Source organism: Amycolatopsis sp. A133 (assembly GCF_031082405.1).
Classification (GTDB): domain Bacteria; phylum Actinomycetota; class Actinomycetes; order Mycobacteriales; family Pseudonocardiaceae; genus Amycolatopsis.
Map to the genome: position 1 here is coordinate 32,501 of NZ_JAVHJU010000062.1, position 15,265 is coordinate 47,765.

The 15,265-nt window shown below is 69.3% G+C and carries 9 protein-coding genes, 1 tRNA gene and 1 pseudogene; 2 read left to right on the forward strand and 9 right to left on the reverse strand.

Going from position 1 to position 15,265, the window contains the following annotated elements:
- Positions 1-10: 10 nt before the first annotated feature.
- From Q5425_RS37395 to Q5425_RS37420, 6 genes are all read right to left on the reverse strand, one after another.
- The gene (locus Q5425_RS37395) at positions 11-1,504 is read right to left on the reverse strand and encodes a carboxylesterase family protein (RefSeq protein ID WP_308677123.1); all 1,494 of its coding nucleotides are present in this window, start codon (positions 1,502-1,504) and stop codon (positions 11-13) included.
- Positions 1,504-2,925 (reverse strand): ATP-binding protein, encoded by a 1,422-nt coding sequence (locus Q5425_RS37400; RefSeq protein WP_308677124.1) that lies wholly within the window; start codon positions 2,923-2,925, stop codon positions 1,504-1,506. Before Q5425_RS37400 ends, Q5425_RS37395 begins: the two co-directional genes overlap by 1 nt.
- Positions 2,922-4,574, reverse strand: a complete 1,653-nt coding sequence (locus Q5425_RS37405) for an FAD-dependent oxidoreductase (RefSeq protein WP_308677125.1) — start codon at positions 4,572-4,574, stop codon at positions 2,922-2,924. The genes Q5425_RS37400 and Q5425_RS37405 overlap by 4 nt, the downstream gene beginning before the upstream one ends.
- 10 nt (positions 4,575-4,584) lie before the next feature.
- On the reverse strand, positions 4,585-5,511 hold the full coding sequence (locus tag Q5425_RS37410; RefSeq protein ID WP_308677126.1) for a ribonuclease Z: 927 nt from the start codon (positions 5,509-5,511) through the stop codon (positions 4,585-4,587).
- A gap of 13 nt (positions 5,512-5,524) precedes the next feature.
- Complete coding sequence (locus Q5425_RS37415; protein WP_308677127.1) at positions 5,525-6,094, reverse strand: HdeD family acid-resistance protein; 570 nt, start codon at positions 6,092-6,094, stop codon at positions 5,525-5,527.
- Positions 6,095-6,243: 149 nt separating this feature from the next.
- Positions 6,244-8,424, reverse strand: coding sequence for an RICIN domain-containing protein (locus Q5425_RS37420; protein ID WP_308677128.1), 2,181 nt, complete (start codon positions 8,422-8,424; stop codon positions 6,244-6,246).
- A 285-nt stretch (positions 8,425-8,709) separates the two neighbouring features.
- On the opposite strand from Q5425_RS37420, the gene Q5425_RS37425 reads away from it, so the two are divergent.
- A tRNA-Ala gene (locus tag Q5425_RS37425) sits at positions 8,710-8,782 on the forward strand.
- A 325-nt stretch (positions 8,783-9,107) separates the two neighbouring features.
- On the opposite strand, the gene Q5425_RS37430 is transcribed toward Q5425_RS37425, so the two are convergent.
- A complete protein-coding gene (locus Q5425_RS37430; RefSeq protein ID WP_308677129.1) occupies positions 9,108-9,608 on the reverse strand; it encodes a hypothetical protein in 501 nt (166 codons plus the stop codon).
- Between the two features lie 118 nt (positions 9,609-9,726).
- Complete coding sequence (locus Q5425_RS37435) at positions 9,727-12,399, reverse strand: RICIN domain-containing protein (protein WP_308677130.1); 2,673 nt, start codon at positions 12,397-12,399, stop codon at positions 9,727-9,729.
- A 595-nt stretch (positions 12,400-12,994) separates the two neighbouring features.
- On the opposite strand from Q5425_RS37435, the pseudogene Q5425_RS37440 reads away from it, so the two are divergent.
- Positions 12,995-13,129: pseudogene (locus tag Q5425_RS37440) on the forward strand (epoxide hydrolase); the annotation flags it as partial.
- A 334-nt stretch (positions 13,130-13,463) separates the two neighbouring features.
- Here the strand turns inward: Q5425_RS37440 and Q5425_RS37445 are convergent.
- A complete protein-coding gene (locus Q5425_RS37445) occupies positions 13,464-15,233 on the reverse strand; it encodes a hypothetical protein (protein WP_308677132.1) in 1,770 nt (589 codons plus the stop codon).
- Positions 15,234-15,265: the final 32 nt, after the last annotated feature.

A 15,265-nucleotide genomic window follows, 5' to 3' on the forward strand; every position in this document is an offset into this window, starting at 1 on the left:
GGCGATCGCGTCAGGGCACCGGAAACCAGGTCCCCGAAGCCCACTCCGCGTCACCCCAGGCCGCCCGCTCGTCCGCCCGCGGATCCAGCACCAGGTCCGTGTCCTCCCGGAAAACCAGCACCGGCCGCAGTTCCGGCCCGTACACCGGCCATTCGGGACCGTCCGCGGAAGCGACGCCGTCGCGGACGAACCGCACCCAGCACCGGTGGATGAGCAACGCCGCCCGCTCGCGCTTCGGGTTCACGTCGGTCGCCTGGGCGTACAACGGCAGCGGGGTCTTCCAGGCCATGGTCGTCTCGGTGCCGTGCCCGCCGTCGAGCTGCTCGGGCACCCCGGGCGCGGCGATGTCGATCCGGTACCGGTAAACGGGAGCGTGCGCGGACTGGGCGTCGGCGAGCCGCTGCGTCGGGATGCCGTACCGCTCGTCGCCCATGGCGGCGATTCGAGCGGCCTTGAGGTCGGGAACGCGGCGGAGGTAGGTCTCGAGAAGCCGTGAAGCACCCGCGTCGCCGAGGATGTCCGTGAGCACACCGGACGCCGGGGCCGTCGCCACGTCGTCGCCGAGCATCATCGCGTACGTGCTGCCTTCGTTGCTGTTGCAGCCGATCAGCAGCGGGATCCCCGCCGCACTCCCCCGCCGGATCGGCTCGATCGGCACCTCGGGCAGCACCCGCGGGTGCAGCGTCGGGCGCCAGAGCCACAGCGCCTGGAACCCGGTCAGGATCCGTTCCTGCGCCTCGACGAACTCCTTGGCGGGCAACGACCGCAACGCGGCGAGGTCGTGGCAGCCGACCTCGGCCAGCAAGCGCCGCGCCAGCGCCGTTCCCGCTTCCGGCGTCGCGACGTGGTCCGCGCCGCCGGAGCTGCTGATGGCCTGCGCGAACAGGCCCGCACCCAGCGGGCTGCCCATCAGGTTCCCGACGCTCTTGGCGCCCGCCGAGACGCCGTAGACGGTGATCCGCGCCGGATCGCCGCCGAACGCGGAGATGTTGCGGCGCACCCACTTCAAGGCCTCGATCTGGTCGAGGAACCCGCAGACGCCGGCGTCCGCTTCGGACTCGCCGAAGATCCCGGCGAGGTGCAGGAAACCGAGCGAGCCGAGCCGGTAGTTGATGGTGACCACGACGATCCCGGCCCGCGCGAACTCCTCGCCGTCGCCCAGCTGCTCGCCGTGGCCGACGCGGTAACCGCCGCCGTGCAGCCAGAACAGCACCGGCCACCCGCCCGCCGGCGCGGGACCTTCGGGTGTGCAGACGTTGAGGTACAGGCAATCCTCGTCGCACACCGCGGACGGGTTCATCGGGTCCGGCGACTGCATCGCGTGCGGCCCGTACTCGGTGGCGACGTGCACGCCACCGGACAGCGACGGCGGCTGCGGCGCCTTCCACCGCAGCTCGCCGACCGGCGGGCGGGCGTACGGGATCCCGCGCCAGACGCGGACGCCGGCACCCGCCAGCCCGACCAGCGCCCCGAGTTCGGTCGTGACCGTCGGGACGGAAGCCATCAGAGCGAGGCCTGCTCGACCGTCGGCAGGCAGACCTCGAACCGGGTGTTCCCCGGCTCCGATTCGACGCGCAGGTCGCCCTGGTGCCGCTCGACCACGATCTTCCACGAGATGTCCAGGCCCAGCCCGGTGCCCTCGCCGACCGGCTTGGTCGTGAAGAACGGCTCGAAGATCCGCGGCTTGATGTCCGCGGGGATGCCGGGGCCGGTGTCGCCGACCTCGACGCGGATCTGGTCGTCGACGCGCCACGTCCGCAGCGTCAGCGTGCCCTCGCCGGCCATCGCGCCGAGGGCGTTGTCGATGATGTTCGTCCAGACCTGGTTCAGCTCGGCCGGGTACGCCGGGATCTTCGGCAGGCTGCGGTCGTACTCCTTGACGACGCGGACGCCGTCGCCGATCTTGCCGGACAGCATCACGAGCGTGGAGTCGAGGCCGTCGTGGACGTCGACCCACTGGTGCGGCGCCCGGTCCATCTGCGAGTACTGCTTGGCCTTGCCGACCAGCGCCGAGATGCGCGTGGTGGAGTCCTCGATCTCGCCCATCAGCATCTCGGTTTCGAGCGCGTAGGCGAGCCAGCGGACGGCGCCGTCGATGAAGGTGTCGCCGACCTGCTCGAGGACGTTGTCCAGGTCGGCCGTGGTCAGGCCGGCGCGGACGTAGATGTCGGCGAGGTCCCAGCCGCCGTCGATGCCGCGGTCGTCGAACCAGTCGCCGATCTCGTCCTCGCGGTCGGACTGCTGCATCGCGGTCAGCTTCTCCGCCTGCACGATCTGCTTGACGAGGCGTTCCTGGACGTCGATGAGCTGGTAGAGCAGCTCCGGATCGATGTCCTTCTTGGCCAGGAAGGCGAGCTTGTGCCGCATCCCGGCGACGCGTTCGCGCAGGGCGGACGTCGCCCGGACGGCGGCCGCGGCCGGGTTGTTCAGCTCGTGCGTCAGGCCGGCCGACAGCTCGCCGAGCGCCAGCAGCCGGCGGCGGGAACCGATCACCGTGTCGCTGTTGCGCCAGCCCAGGTACATGCCTTCCAGCAGGTGCGTCGCCATCGGGAACCACTTGCGGAACTCGGTGGAGAACTCCTTCGACGGCAGCGCCAGCAGCGTCAGGTCGCTCAGCGCCTGCACCGTGGCGCCGTAGCGGTGCTCGGCTTCCTGGTGCACGAAGAACTGCGTCGCGCCGAAGTAGGCGCCGCGCTGGTCCGAGCGGTTGGTCTCGATCTCGGTGCCGCTGACCAGCCGCGTCATCCGGACGGCGCCGTTCAGGATCACGTAGAAGCAGGTCGCCTCGTCACCCTCGCGGATGACGAACGTGTCGCCCTGGTGGCGCTCGATCACGCCGTTGGCGGCGACCCAGTCGAGCTGGCCTTCGGAAAGGTGTTCGAACAGGAAGAGGCCGCGAAGCTCTTCCCGCGGCAGTGCGCTCATTGTTCCTCCAGGTACCGGTGTACCAGCGTCACGGCCATCGCGCCCTCGCCGACCGCGGACGCCACCCGCTTGACCGACTGGGACCGCACGTCACCGGCCACGAACACGCCGGGGATCGACGATTCGAGGTAGTGCGGATCACGGTCGAGCGGCCAGCCCGCCGGCCGCTGCCCGGCGGACAGCAGGTCGGGGCCGGTGCACACAAAGCCGTGCTCGTCGCGGTGGATGGCGTCACCGAGCCAGTCGGTGCGCGGGGCGGCGCCGATGAAGATGAACAGGTGCCCGCTCTCGACCGTCTCGGTGACGCCGTTCTCGCACAGCGTGATCCGCTCGAGGTGGCCGTCGCCGTGGACCTGCTTGATCGTGGTGTGGGTGCGGACGTGGATGTTCCCGATGCCGGCGATCTGCTCGATCAGGTAGTGCGACATCGACGCCTCCAGCGACGCGCCGCGCACCAGGATCGTGACGTCGCTGGCGTGCTTGGAGAAGAACACCGCGGCCTGCCCGGCGGAGTTGGCGCCGCCGACGATGTAGACGTGCTCGCCCTTGCACTCGGGCGCCTCGGTCGCGGCCGAGCCGTAGTAGACGCCGCGGCCGGTCAGCTCCTCGACGCCGTCGGCTTCCAGGGCGCGGTAGTTGACGCCGCTGGCGAGGATCACCGAGTGCGCGGCGATCTCGCTGCCGTCACCGAAGGTGATCACCCGCGACGAACCGCGGGCCTCCAGGCCGACGACGTCGCGCGCGGTCAGCACCTCGGCGCCGAACTTCTGCGCCTGGCGCCGGGCCCGGTCGGTCAGCTGCGCGCCCGAAACGCCGTCGGGGAAGCCGAGGTAGTTCTCGATGCGCGAACTCGTGCCGGCCTGGCCGCCGGTGGCCTTCTTCTCGACGAGCACCGTGCGCAGGCCTTCGGAAGCGCCGTACACCGCGGCGCCTAGGCCGGCCGGGCCGCCGCCGATGACGACGAGGTCGTAGAACTCCTGCGCGGGCCGGGTCGACAAACCGACCGCGTCGGCGATCTCGCTGCCCGTCGGCTGCTTGAGGACGGTGCCGTCCGGCGTGACGACCACCGGGATGTCGGCTTCGGTGGCGTCCGCGGCCTGCAGCAGGCGCTTGCCTTCGTCGTCTTCGACGGAGTACCAGCGGTACGGCACGGCGTTGCGCGCGAGGAAGTCGCGCATGTGGAACGAGGGCGACGAGTACTTGTGGCCGACGAGCTTGACCTCCTCGACCGGCCGGTCGCCGACCGCCTTCCACGTCTCGACCAGCGCGTCGATCACCGGGTAGAGCTTCTCCTCCGGCGGGTCCCACGGCTTGAGCAGGTAGTGGTCGACGTCGACGACGTTGATCGCCTGGATCGCGGCGTCGGTGTCGGCGTAGGCGGTCAGCAGGGCGCGGCGGGCGTGCGGGAACAGGTCCATCGCCTTCTCCAGGAAGGCGATCCCGTCCATCTGCGGCATCCGGTAGTCGGCGAGGATGGCCGCGACGGCGTCGCCGCGCAGCTTGATCTCGCGCAGCGCCTCGAGGGCGTCCTGGCCGGAGTCGGCGCGGATGACGCGGTAGTCCTTCCCGTAGCGCCGGCGCAGGTCACGGGCGACCGAGCGGGACACGGCGGGATCGTCGTCGACGGTCATCAGGATCGGCTGGCTCACGAGGTGCAGCCTACGTCTCGCGGTGCTCCGCCGGGGAGGACCGCCGTTTCGGGACCTGGACCCGCTCCAGGTCCTCGGCGACCACGATCTCGCCGTCGAACTCGGCTTCGGCTTCTTCCGCGAAGCGTTCCGGCTCGGGGTAGCGCTGCGAAAAGTGGGTCAGCACGAGCTGCCGGACACCCGACTCGGCCGCCACGCGCGCGGCCTGCTGCGCGGTCAGGTGCCCGAAGTCACGAGCGAGCCGCGTGTCCTCGGCGAGGAACGTCGACTCGATGACGAGCGTGTCGGCGTCTTCGGCGAGCGCGTACACCGCGTCGCACAGCCGGGTGTCCATCACGAACGCGAACCGCTGGCCCCGCCGGGGGACGCTGACGTCGTCGAGCGTGGTGGTCCCGAGCCGGCCCTCGCGCTGCAGCCGGCCGACGTCCGGGCCCGCGATACCGCGTTCTGCGAGCCGCTCGGGCAGCATCGTGCGGCCGTCCGGCTCGACCAGGCGGTAGCCGAAGGCCTCGACGGGGTGGCTCAGGCGCCGGGCCTCGATGGCGACCTTCCCGGTGGCGATCGGCCCGTCTTCCGCGATCGGGTGTTCCCGCAGGTCGGCCTGCTCGTAGAACGCCGTCGCGTGCCGCATCCGCTCGAAGTAGTGCGCGCCCGACGCCGGGAAGTGGGCGTGCACCGGGTGCTTGACGGCGTCGAGCGAGAGCCGCTGGATCACCCCGGGCAGGCCGAGGCTGTGGTCGCCGTGGAAGTGGGTGATGCAGATCCGCGTGATGTCCGTGGCGGGCACGCCCGCCCGCAGCATCTGCCGCTGAGTGCCCTCGCCGGGGTCGAAGAGGATGCCCTCGCCGTCCCAGCGGAGGAGGTAGCCGTTCTGGTTGCGCAGGCGTGTGGGCACCTGGCTCGCGGTGCCCAGCACCACCAGTTCCCGGGTCGACACCCCCGAACGATACTCAGGCGGCGAGTTTCCCGTCCCCTAGTTTGCGCAGCCGGAACGCCAGCACCAGCAGCACGATGCCGTACAGCAGCGCGTAGATCCCGGCGAGCAGCGCGATGCCGTACGCGCCGGCGATCGGGTGGATCACGATGAGGACGCCGGCGAGCACGGAGATCGCGCCGGCCGCGACGAGGAACGCCTCGCCCTTGATCTGCTTGCGCAGCCGGATCGCCGCGGCGATCTCGGCGATCCCGGTGATGATCGCCCAGAAGCCGACCAGCAGGGCCAGCAGCAGTACCGTGATCCCCGGCCACACCAGCACGAGGATCCCGGCGACGACGCCGAGCGCGCCGAGGACGCCGTAGGCCACGCGGTGCGCGGTGTCACCCGGGCGGAACGCCTGCATCAGGCCGCCGATGCCGTCGACGATCGCGTACACGCCGTACAGGATCGCCAGGACGAGCACGGTGGCGCCGGGCCAGATCAGCGCGAAGAGCCCGAAGAGCACCGCGAACACGCCGCGGACGGCGGCGATCGGCCAGGCCCGGCGGGGTTCGACGACGGTGAACGCTGCGAAGGAGGTCATCTGCCGCTCCCGGATCGATGGGGACCTCAGCTTTTGGACACCTCAGTATCGCGACGATTACCCCGTCCGGCGCCCCGAACACCCCGTTCGGGTGTATCCACAAAGGACCGGCGTGCGCCGCGGCCGCCACCACGGCGCACGCCGGTGATTCAGGGGTAACTCACCAGGTTGACGGCCTTGGTGCCCGACGGCGTCGCCGGTCCGGTGTTGTTGATCACGTGCGTGATCGTGCCCTGGTAGTTGAGCGACACGGTCACCATGTCGTGGAACCGGACACCCGGCGTGTTCGGCGCCTCGTACGCGTGAGCGCTGGCCACCGACGGGTTGGTGCTGAAGTAGCAGTAGCTGCCCAGCCCCCACGCCTCGTGACTGGTGACGTTCGGGCCGACCTTGTAGGCGGAGAAGCCCGGTGTCGACCCGTTCATCCAGCTGGCCTGGTTCGGCACGTCGTAGGGCATTTCGTTCTGGAAGAAGTAGGTCCGGCCGCCGTTGCCGTTCCAGATGACCTGGGTCTTCTGGTAGTGCTCGACGAAGAGGCCGTACATCGTGACGTCGTTGCCGTTCACGACGAGCCCGGTGTCGGCGGTGTTGGTGGTCCAGCCGACGTATTCGTTGCGCTCGGCGTGATCGGCGCGCCAGATCCACATGTGGTCGCCGATCACGTTGCTGCTGTTGACCACCAGGCTGGTCGTCGCCTTGCCGACGGCGGCGCCGCCGATCCGGAAGAACACGTCGTGCAGCGACGTCGGGTTCGCCGCGTGGTTCGCGGCCGAGCCGGCCGGGCCGACCTGCATGAGCGTGTTCGAGTTCGTCGTGCCCGCGTCGACCAGCAGGCCGGCGAGCTTGACGCCGTCGACGTCGTCCACGGTCATCGCGGTGATGCCGTTGTCCGGGATCAGCGTGGCGATGCCGAGGCCGAGCACGACGGTGTCCGGACGGGTGACGCGCAGGGTCTGGTTCAGGTGGTAGACACCGGGCGTGACCAGCAGGTTCTTGCCCGCGGCGAGCGCGGCGTTCAAGTCCGCGGCGGTGGCGCCGGGCTTCGCGATGTAGAACTGGTCGATGGGCAGCGACGTGCCGGGGGCGGCGCCGTTGGCCCAGCTGGTGCCGGACGCGTTGGTCTTCACACCGGGCACGAAGACCTGGTACTTGCCGGCGCTGTCGATGTAGAGGAACGGCTTCTCGCGCACGACCGGCGTCTGGCCGACCGTGGTGTAAGGCGGGGCCGGGAAGGTGTTGGCGGGCGCGCCCTGGACGCCGGTGAAGACCATGTTCCAGTTGGCGCCGTTCCAGCTGCCGAACTGCGAGTTGCGGGAGATCCACTGCTGCTGCGAGCCGGAGCGGACCTGGCCGTCGATCTTCGTGTCGGAGATCCAGCCGCCGCTGGCCCAGCCGCCGTCGTCGAGCTGCAGGTCACCGCGGACGTGCATGCGGCGGTAGGGCGCGGCCTGGCTGACCGCCCAGCGGTCGGCGCCCCCGGCCGGGGTCACGGACAGGTTTTCGGCGCCCCGCCAGAAGTTCTGCGTGGCGTTCTGCGGCGGGAACCAGTCGGCCTCGACGTGCACGGCACCGTTGATCGTGACGGCGTCGGGGCTCAGCCCAAGGCCCAGCACCTGCGTGTAGAAGCCGACGTTGACGTCGTTGGCGTAGGTGCCGGGCTTGAACATCACGGCGTAGCGCTGGCTGCCGAACTGGTTGCGCTCCTGCTGGGCGAAGATGCTGTTCAGCCGGCTCTGGATGGCCGAGCTCGGCATGGACGGGTCGAAGACGACGACGTTCGGCCCGAAGTCCGGCTGGCCCGGCTGGCTCGTGTTCACGGGGGTCAGCATGAAGGACTGGGCCCCGGTGCCGTTGCAGGTGTACTGCTGCAGCTGAACCGAGTCGGCGGCGGAGGCCCCGGGGACGTCGAGGCACTTACCGCTGTTGCGGCTGACGAAGTGGTAGCGCCCGTTGCCTTCGTCGACGGCCTGCCACTGCTGGTTGGCGCCGCCGGAGTAGGTCCAAAGCTGGAGGAGCCCGCCATCGGCGGCGGAGACGCCGGTGACGTCCCAGGTCGCGGCGGGGTTGCTCCGGGCGTTGACGCGGAAGTAACCGTCGCCGGTGGACTGGAACTGCCACTGCTGGGAGCCGGTCTGGTTGCAGGTGTACTGCTGCACGACGGTCCCATCGGCGGTCCCGGCCGCCCGGGCATCAACGCACTTACCGCTGTTCGCGGCGGCCACGGTGTACCAGCCGTCGGGGGTGACCGCGGCGTCCGCGGTCGTGGTCAGGCTCGTTGTCAGGACTGACGCTGCTGCGAGCAGTGTCATCACCCGCCGTCTCGTCTTCATCGAGACCTCCTCTGCCGCACGTGGCGGCGTCCATAGAGCAGGAAACGGCAGAGGCGTGCCCGGTCTCGGAGACGCGGCGTAACGGGCGGGGACCTCGGCGTCACAACCGCGCAAAATGTAACGGCGGCCACAGTCGGGCGTCAATACAGGACTAAAAATAAGGTGTGAATGTGCTGGTCAGGGGGATGTGGGTAGCTCGGAGGTAGCGTGGGGACCCCCGTGCGGAGTGGGTCTTGGCGGGGTGTACTGTATGGGCATACGAGATGCGGAGTTCACCTTCGCTTCGGGGCTATGGCGCAGCTGGTAGCGCACCTCACTGGCAGTGAGGGGGTCAGGGGTTCGAGTCCCCTTAGCTCCACTTTCTCACAGAACCCCTTCGTTTCAGCCGTTGTGGCTGGTCGGAGGGGTTTTCTGCGTTCCCGGTTCGATCAGCAGTGATCGGCTTGCGGCGTGATCTTGTGCTCCTGGTGGGGCAAACTGGAGCACCGACCCAGGGGACAACCGGCGCCGTCCGCGCACCGTCGGCCACACTTGGTGACGGCGTCGGCGGCAGTGGTGCCGCCATGCGCCAGCGGCGCTCGAGATCGTCGAGCAGCCGCTGCTCGACCTCCGGGGCGACGTGGGAGTAGGTCTCGATGACCCGGTTGTCCAGATGATGGGCAGCCACCACCCGCTCGGACGGTTCAGGTGATCCCCCGCTTCGGCGACTTCCACTTTTCTGTTCCGGGTGGTGTTCCGACCGGACTGCCACCGCCGGTTGCCAGGTCGCGCGCCAGCCAGTCCACCAGATCGGCGAGCGCGGAGTCGATTCCGGCGATCTTCTCGGGACAACTGATCCGCTGCGACGGGCACTGGTTCGCGTTCCGCTTTTCCACGACGGCGGCCCGCCAACTTTCGTCTACTCTTTCCCTGAAGTCGCGACGGACAGTCGGATCGGGGTCTTTGGCAAGCGTTACTGCACCCTGCCAGCCGTGTTGTGTGGCGGTTGCCGACCATCGAGGTTGAGGTATTTGAGCGCCCGGGTGCCCGCGCATTGGAGCCACAACGCTCGTTCTGGCCGTCGCCGCCGTGCTCAACGCCAGCGTCGGTTTGCCCGCCACCCACCGCCACGCCCACACCCCAGTCGCCGTCGGCTTCGGGGGCCCTGTCGCCAGCATCCACGCCGACACCACCGCGATCGGCACCCGAGTCCTGCGCGACGGCACGTTCTTCAGCTACTCCAACCCGACCAGCCACCTCACCCACCGAGGGCTCACGTTGCAGGGCGGCACGAAGCGAGGAGGCGAGAACCGGGTCGTCCGGTCAGGCCCGGTTCAGTTGCCATTGCTGGTTGGCCCCGCCGTTGGCGGCCCACTGCACGACCTGCGCCCCGTCGCTCGTCGCCGCACCGTTGACGTCCGCCACCAGTCCGCTGTCGTGGCTGACGATGGTGTAGTAGCCGTTGCCGGTGGACCGCAGGTACCACATCTGGTTGGTGCCGCCGTTGGCCGTCCACTGCTGCAGTTGCAGCCCGGCCGTGCTGCTGTTGGCGTTGACGTCGAGCACCTTTCCGCTCGGGACGTACTGGAGGGTGTAGGAGCCGTCGGAGGTCGTGGCGATGGTCCAGGTGGCGGTGCCGCTCTGCTGGACCACCTTCGCACCGTCCGCAGTGGAGTTGCCCGCGACAGCGAGCGGCTTGCCGCTGTTGCGGTTGACGATGCGGTAGGTGCCCGGTGCGGGTCCGTCTCCGCCGCTTCCGGCGAGGTTGAAGTACTCCACCGCGTCGGTGAAGACGGGGCTACCGGACTTCGTGGTCGACAGCTGCAGGTACACGCGGTTGCCGGTGGCCGGGGTGGTGAAGGACACCGGCTGGGTGACCCGCGAGCCGAGCGGGACGGTCAGGGTCGTGCTTCCGGACGCGACGACCGCGCCGTCCGGCGCGTCGAGCCGCGCCGTCCAGGTGAAGCCCACCGAAGTGTCGGCGAAGTCGTCGTTGAAGACGGTGATGTTGCGGGTGACCGTGGCGTTCCGGGCGTAGTTGGGCACGGCCTGCGGCAGCGGGAAGGTGCCGTTCGCGTCCGAGACGCCGGAGGCCGACCAGAACGGCAGGTCGACCGCGGCCACCGGGTTGAACGCCGCCTGCACGCGCTGGATCTGCGGGTTGCTCCAGGGGGCCGAAAGGTTGTCCGCGCCGTAGACGGGGCGACCGCCCTCCTCCGGGGTGAAGTCGGTGGTCCGCACTCCGGGCACGACGCCGGCCCAGGCGGACAGCAGCGTGTACGGACGCAGGTCGGAGGCGTTCTTGCCGCGCTTGGCCAGGGTTGCCGTGGCGAACCACTCGAAGCCCTGCTTGGTGTTGCAGGCCGGCCAGATGTACTCGCCCTCGCCGTCGGGCCGCCCATTCACGGTCTTCAGGCCCTCCCCGTACCTGCCGAAGCCGTCGACGTAGTGCGGGAACACCGCGAAGTTGGCGTACGTCATCCCGGGATACCCGTTGAGATTCCCGTCGACGCCCACCTCGGCGATGACCGGCCGGGTGCCGTCGTTGCCGTTGATCGCCGCGTACAGGTCCTTCTCGAACTGTTCGGAATCCTGGCCGCTCTGGTTCGGCTCATTGACCTGGCTCCAGCGGATGACCGCGGGGTGGTTGCGGTCGCGCAGGACCAGCGCCCGGGCGTGGTTGACCATGTTGTCGTGCCCGGCGATCCAATCCTGCTTGCCGGAGGAGCCGCGAATCGCGGTCTCGCCGATGATCATCAGGCCCATCTCGTCGGCGACATCCACCATGTACGGGCTCGCGGGCTCCTGGTGGATGCGCACCACGTTGTAGTTCAGCCGCTGGTAGTTGTCCACCGCCTGCGGCCAGCCGCCGTTGCCGGGCGACGGGGGCAGGAAGCCGGGCAGGGTGTCGTAAGCGTCGCCCTTGCCGCCGTTGTTGATCCGGTCATAGTCGGCACCCTGGAGGTTGTCGCCGCGGAAGTTCACGCGCACGCCGTTGAGGTAGTAGTAGTCACCGTTCTGGGTGGTCTCCCGGAACCCGAACCGGTACGTGGCGTCGCTGGTGTGCCCGTCATCGGCGACGGCATGCACCTTCAGCCCGTGCAGCTGCGCCCGGTACCCCGGCCGGTACGGCACGTTGGGCCACCAGTACGAGGTGCTGTCGAGGTTCCACGCGACCGGCCCGACGGTCACGGTCACGGTCGACTGGGCCGCCACGGTGACCGTACGGCTGGGCAGTTCCGGGTAGCTGAAAGCCGTCCCGTTGCTGGACGACAGTGAACCGGTCAACGTCACCGACCGGGAACTGCCCGACGTGTTGCGCACCGACACGTCGTAGCTCAACGTCTTGTTCGCCACCGACGTACGCACGAATGTGTCGCTGACGTACACCGCCGGGTACGTCCGCAGGAACGCGGACCGGAAGATCCCCTGCGGTACCGCCTCGGACCAGTCGGCGGCGTCGGGCACCAGGTACCGGCCGTTGGACGCCTTCAACGCGCCGCGGCCCTTCACGGCGACGCTGATCGTGTGGGTGCTACCGGGGGCCGCGTAGGCGGTGATGTCGAAATTCGACGGCGTGAACGACGTGGTCTGCGTCGCCACCACCCGGCCGTCGACCGACAGCGTCGCCTGGTGGTTGACCGCACCGAATTCGATCCACGTCGACTGCGGCTGACCCGAGTCGGGCACGGTGATGGTGCGCGAGTACACCGCCTCGTTCACGTCGGTGAAGCCCTGCTTGTACCAGCCGCCGCCGGGCACGGTGATCGAGGTCGCCCCCCGACCCGCCGGCGTGAAACTCCACGTCCCGGCCAGGTCGACCGAGGCGATCGCGGCGGCGCCGGCAGCTGCGGCCGCGGGGGCCGGCTGTGTTGCGACGGCCGGCTGTCCTGCGGCGGCGGGTTGTACCGTGTCGATGATCGCGAGGAGTGTGGCGCCGGCCAGCGCTGCGCGGGCGAAGCGCCGGGATAGCGTGCGAGGGCGGTTCTGACGCATCAAGAAACCCCTTTCGGGGGTGTCGCGTCTACGGTGATACACCGATCATCGGACCCATCGTCACTACCTACCGGGGCGCCAAAATGGAGAGGTCCACTATGGACTCGTCTACCGGCTCCATGCCCGCGGAGCAGGGCATCGGTCGGTAAGCAATCGTGTTCGAACCGGTTCGACAGAACGATAAGCGGGGTCGACTCGTGGTGTCAAACATGTCTATGGCTTGCGACGAAAGAAGAGCGCGATCCCGCGAAACTTTCAAAGAGGGCAACCCCCGGGAAATTTTCAGGCTGCAACTGGGCGTCCCGCCGTCGGCGGTCCACTGGATGACCTGTGCCCCGTCGTTGGTTGCGACGCCGGAGACGTCGGTTAGCAGCGGCTAGTAGGTCACTGTCGTGGCTGACGAGGGCGTGGTAGCCGTCGCCGGTTGGCCGCAGCACTTCGGCGATGGTTCGCTGACCGTTGCGCACTCCCGGTCGGCCGGACCGACCACCCGATGGCATCGGGGTCCGCACCGCCGCCTGGTCCGCTCCGCACTCGAGATGCTGATCACCGACACCGACACCGCCGTCGTCGAGGTCGTGGGCGAAGCGGGCGGCGGCGGGAGGCCGAGCTGCGGTTCACCGACCTGCGCTGGTTCGACGAACTGCCGCGAGGGGGCCACTTCGCTGCCCTGGAGCAGCCGGACTCGCTGGTCGAGCAGGTGCGCGGGTTCTTCCGCCTCTTCCGCTGACCGTCGATTCCCAGCTCCGGGAAGCCCGTGCGCACCGGGAGATGGTACTGCCGGCGGCGAACGCGGTCTCACCGTCCCGAGTGGACGTTCGGCACGAGAAGGTGTTGCGGCGCCGATTTCGCGGACGAGGTGCGCGTGACCGAGTGAACCAACCCGGGCATTCTCGACCCGGCCGGCGGTGCTGGTGCATCGCCGTGCGACATTGACCGTGCGCCCGCTCCGGTACGATCGTGGGCTGACCGTCCGTCGCTGTCACGCAGGGCGTCGAGACGATCCGTTCGCCACGCACCTCCGGCAAGGCTCCTGGATGGTGGCCCGGGTGCTGCTTCCTGGTTCACGGTCGTCCGCAGAATTTTCGCTCAGCTTCGAAGGGATCCGGCGGAATGGTGACCTGGGTCCGGTGCCCCGCGCCGGTCAGGTTGTCCCAGAAGCGCTTGAACGTCAGCGGCTCCCGGGTCGAACGTTGGACTTCCGCGAGGTCGCCGCAGTTGAGTGCGTGCCGGGCGGCGGCCACCTGCGCGGGCGTGACCTCGTCGCGGAAAGCGAAGTTGCCCACGGGCGAAACCGGTTCCTCCGGGGCCGCGTAGTCGGCGACGAGCCAGGCGTTGCTCAGCGGTTTCGAATGACCGGGTTTGCCCTCCGGGAAAACGAACCGGGCGCCGATCGGGTTGCTCAGCCCCCAGAAGTCGACGATCCGGACGTCGACGGGTGCCAGCATGCCGACCGTGCCGAGGTACACACCGAGCACCGCCGCCTTCCCCGGCAGGTCCGCGCGCAACGGGGCGGTGATGATCTCGTCGTGCGGCCCCTGGTAGATCAGCACCCGTCGACCGGAGTTCACCGCGTCCGCCACCGCGTCTCGAAGGTTCCGCTGTCTCGGCGTGAAGTCCGTGGAATCCGTCGGGTGCTCGCGGCCGGTCCACGCGTGGTAGTAGGCGCGTTCGTCGTCGATCGAGCGCACCGCGGCGGGCTCCTCCCGGTACCGGGCCAGCACGGCGCACAGCGGCGCCCACACCACGACGACCAGCGTGAGCACCCCCGTGGTCCGCGAACGCGGGAGCACCAGGACCGGCAGCAGCACGAGGAACAGCGACGGCAGCAGCATGCGCGCGTGCATGTAGTCGCCGCCGACTTTCAGCACATACACCAGAAGCAGCAGGCCCGCCACCACCGGGGTCAGCGTGACCAGCAGGCCGCTCCGGTCCGCGCGCGGCCGCCGCAGGAGCCGCGCGAGTATGACCGTGACCGGTACCAGCGGGATCCACAGCAGGTACGGGTCCGCGAAGTCGGTGAGGTAGGTGAAGCCGCGGGCCCACCTCGACGCGTCGGCGTTCTTCGTGATCGCGGGCATCGGGACGAGGATGCCGTAGTAGCCCATGCGGAAGATCTCGTAACCCAGCGGCAGCGCGGCCGCCGCCCCGGCCGCCGCCAGCGTCACCCGTGGGCCCGGCCGCACCAGCAGCCACAGCGCGACCAGGAACACCGCGGCGACCAGCGCCTGTTCCGGCCGGACGAGCGGGCCGAGCCCGATGACCAGTGCCGCGCCGGTGATCGCCTTGCCCGACGTGTTTCCCCGCAGCCGCACCAGAAGCCACCAGCACGCCGCCATCCAGAACGTGTTGAGCCCGGTCTCCAGGCCCGAGGTCGCGTACTGCCAGACCGGGTGCAGCGCGAGCAGGACGAGGACGCCGACGGGCAGCAGCCAGGTTCCGGGCCTGTCGTGCAGGCGCCGGGTCGCGGCCACCGCGAGGGCGAATCCGCCCGCGGTCAGCGCCAGGCCGAGCATCCAGGAGATCGCCGAGGTGTCGGTGTGCCCGGAAACGAATCCGGCGAGGGCGAGCAGCCATTGCCAGAGCGCGCTCGTGGAAGTTTCCGCGCGTTCTCCCACGGAATAGACCGGGCCGTTCCCGGACAGGATCTGCTCGACGATCCGGGTGAAGATCAGCGCGTCATCGCAGATCCAGCGGGTCAGGTAGCCCAGGACCGCGATGAGTACCGCGGCGGCCGGCGCGAGCAGGCCGTTCCAGCGGATTCTCGCCCGCGACCGTGGTACGTCGAGCGACGACAAAAGGGCGCGCGAGGGCGCAACAGGAATGGTTTCCATTAGAAGAAATCCTTGTCTGGAAGGAGAAGAAA

What these genes read in the sequence shown, in the direction of transcription:
- Q5425_RS37395 (WP_308677123.1), bottom strand. Translation starts at nt 1,504, where the DNA reads ATGGCTTCCGTCCCGACGGTCACGACCGAACTCGGGGCGCTGGTCGGG.
- Q5425_RS37400 (WP_308677124.1), bottom strand. Translation starts at nt 2,925, where the DNA reads ATGAGCGCACTGCCGCGGGAAGAGCTTCGCGGCCTCTTCCTGTTCGAA.
- Q5425_RS37415 (WP_308677127.1), bottom strand. Translation starts at nt 6,094, where the DNA reads ATGACCTCCTTCGCAGCGTTCACCGTCGTCGAACCCCGCCGGGCCTGG.
- Q5425_RS37420 (WP_308677128.1), bottom strand. Translation starts at nt 8,424, where the DNA reads ATGAAGACGAGACGGCGGGTGATGACACTGCTCGCAGCAGCGTCAGTC.
- Q5425_RS37435 (WP_308677130.1), bottom strand. Translation starts at nt 12,399, where the DNA reads ATGCGTCAGAACCGCCCTCGCACGCTATCCCGGCGCTTCGCCCGCGCA.
- Q5425_RS37445 (WP_308677132.1), bottom strand. Translation starts at nt 15,233, where the DNA reads ATGGAAACCATTCCTGTTGCGCCCTCGCGCGCCCTTTTGTCGTCGCTC.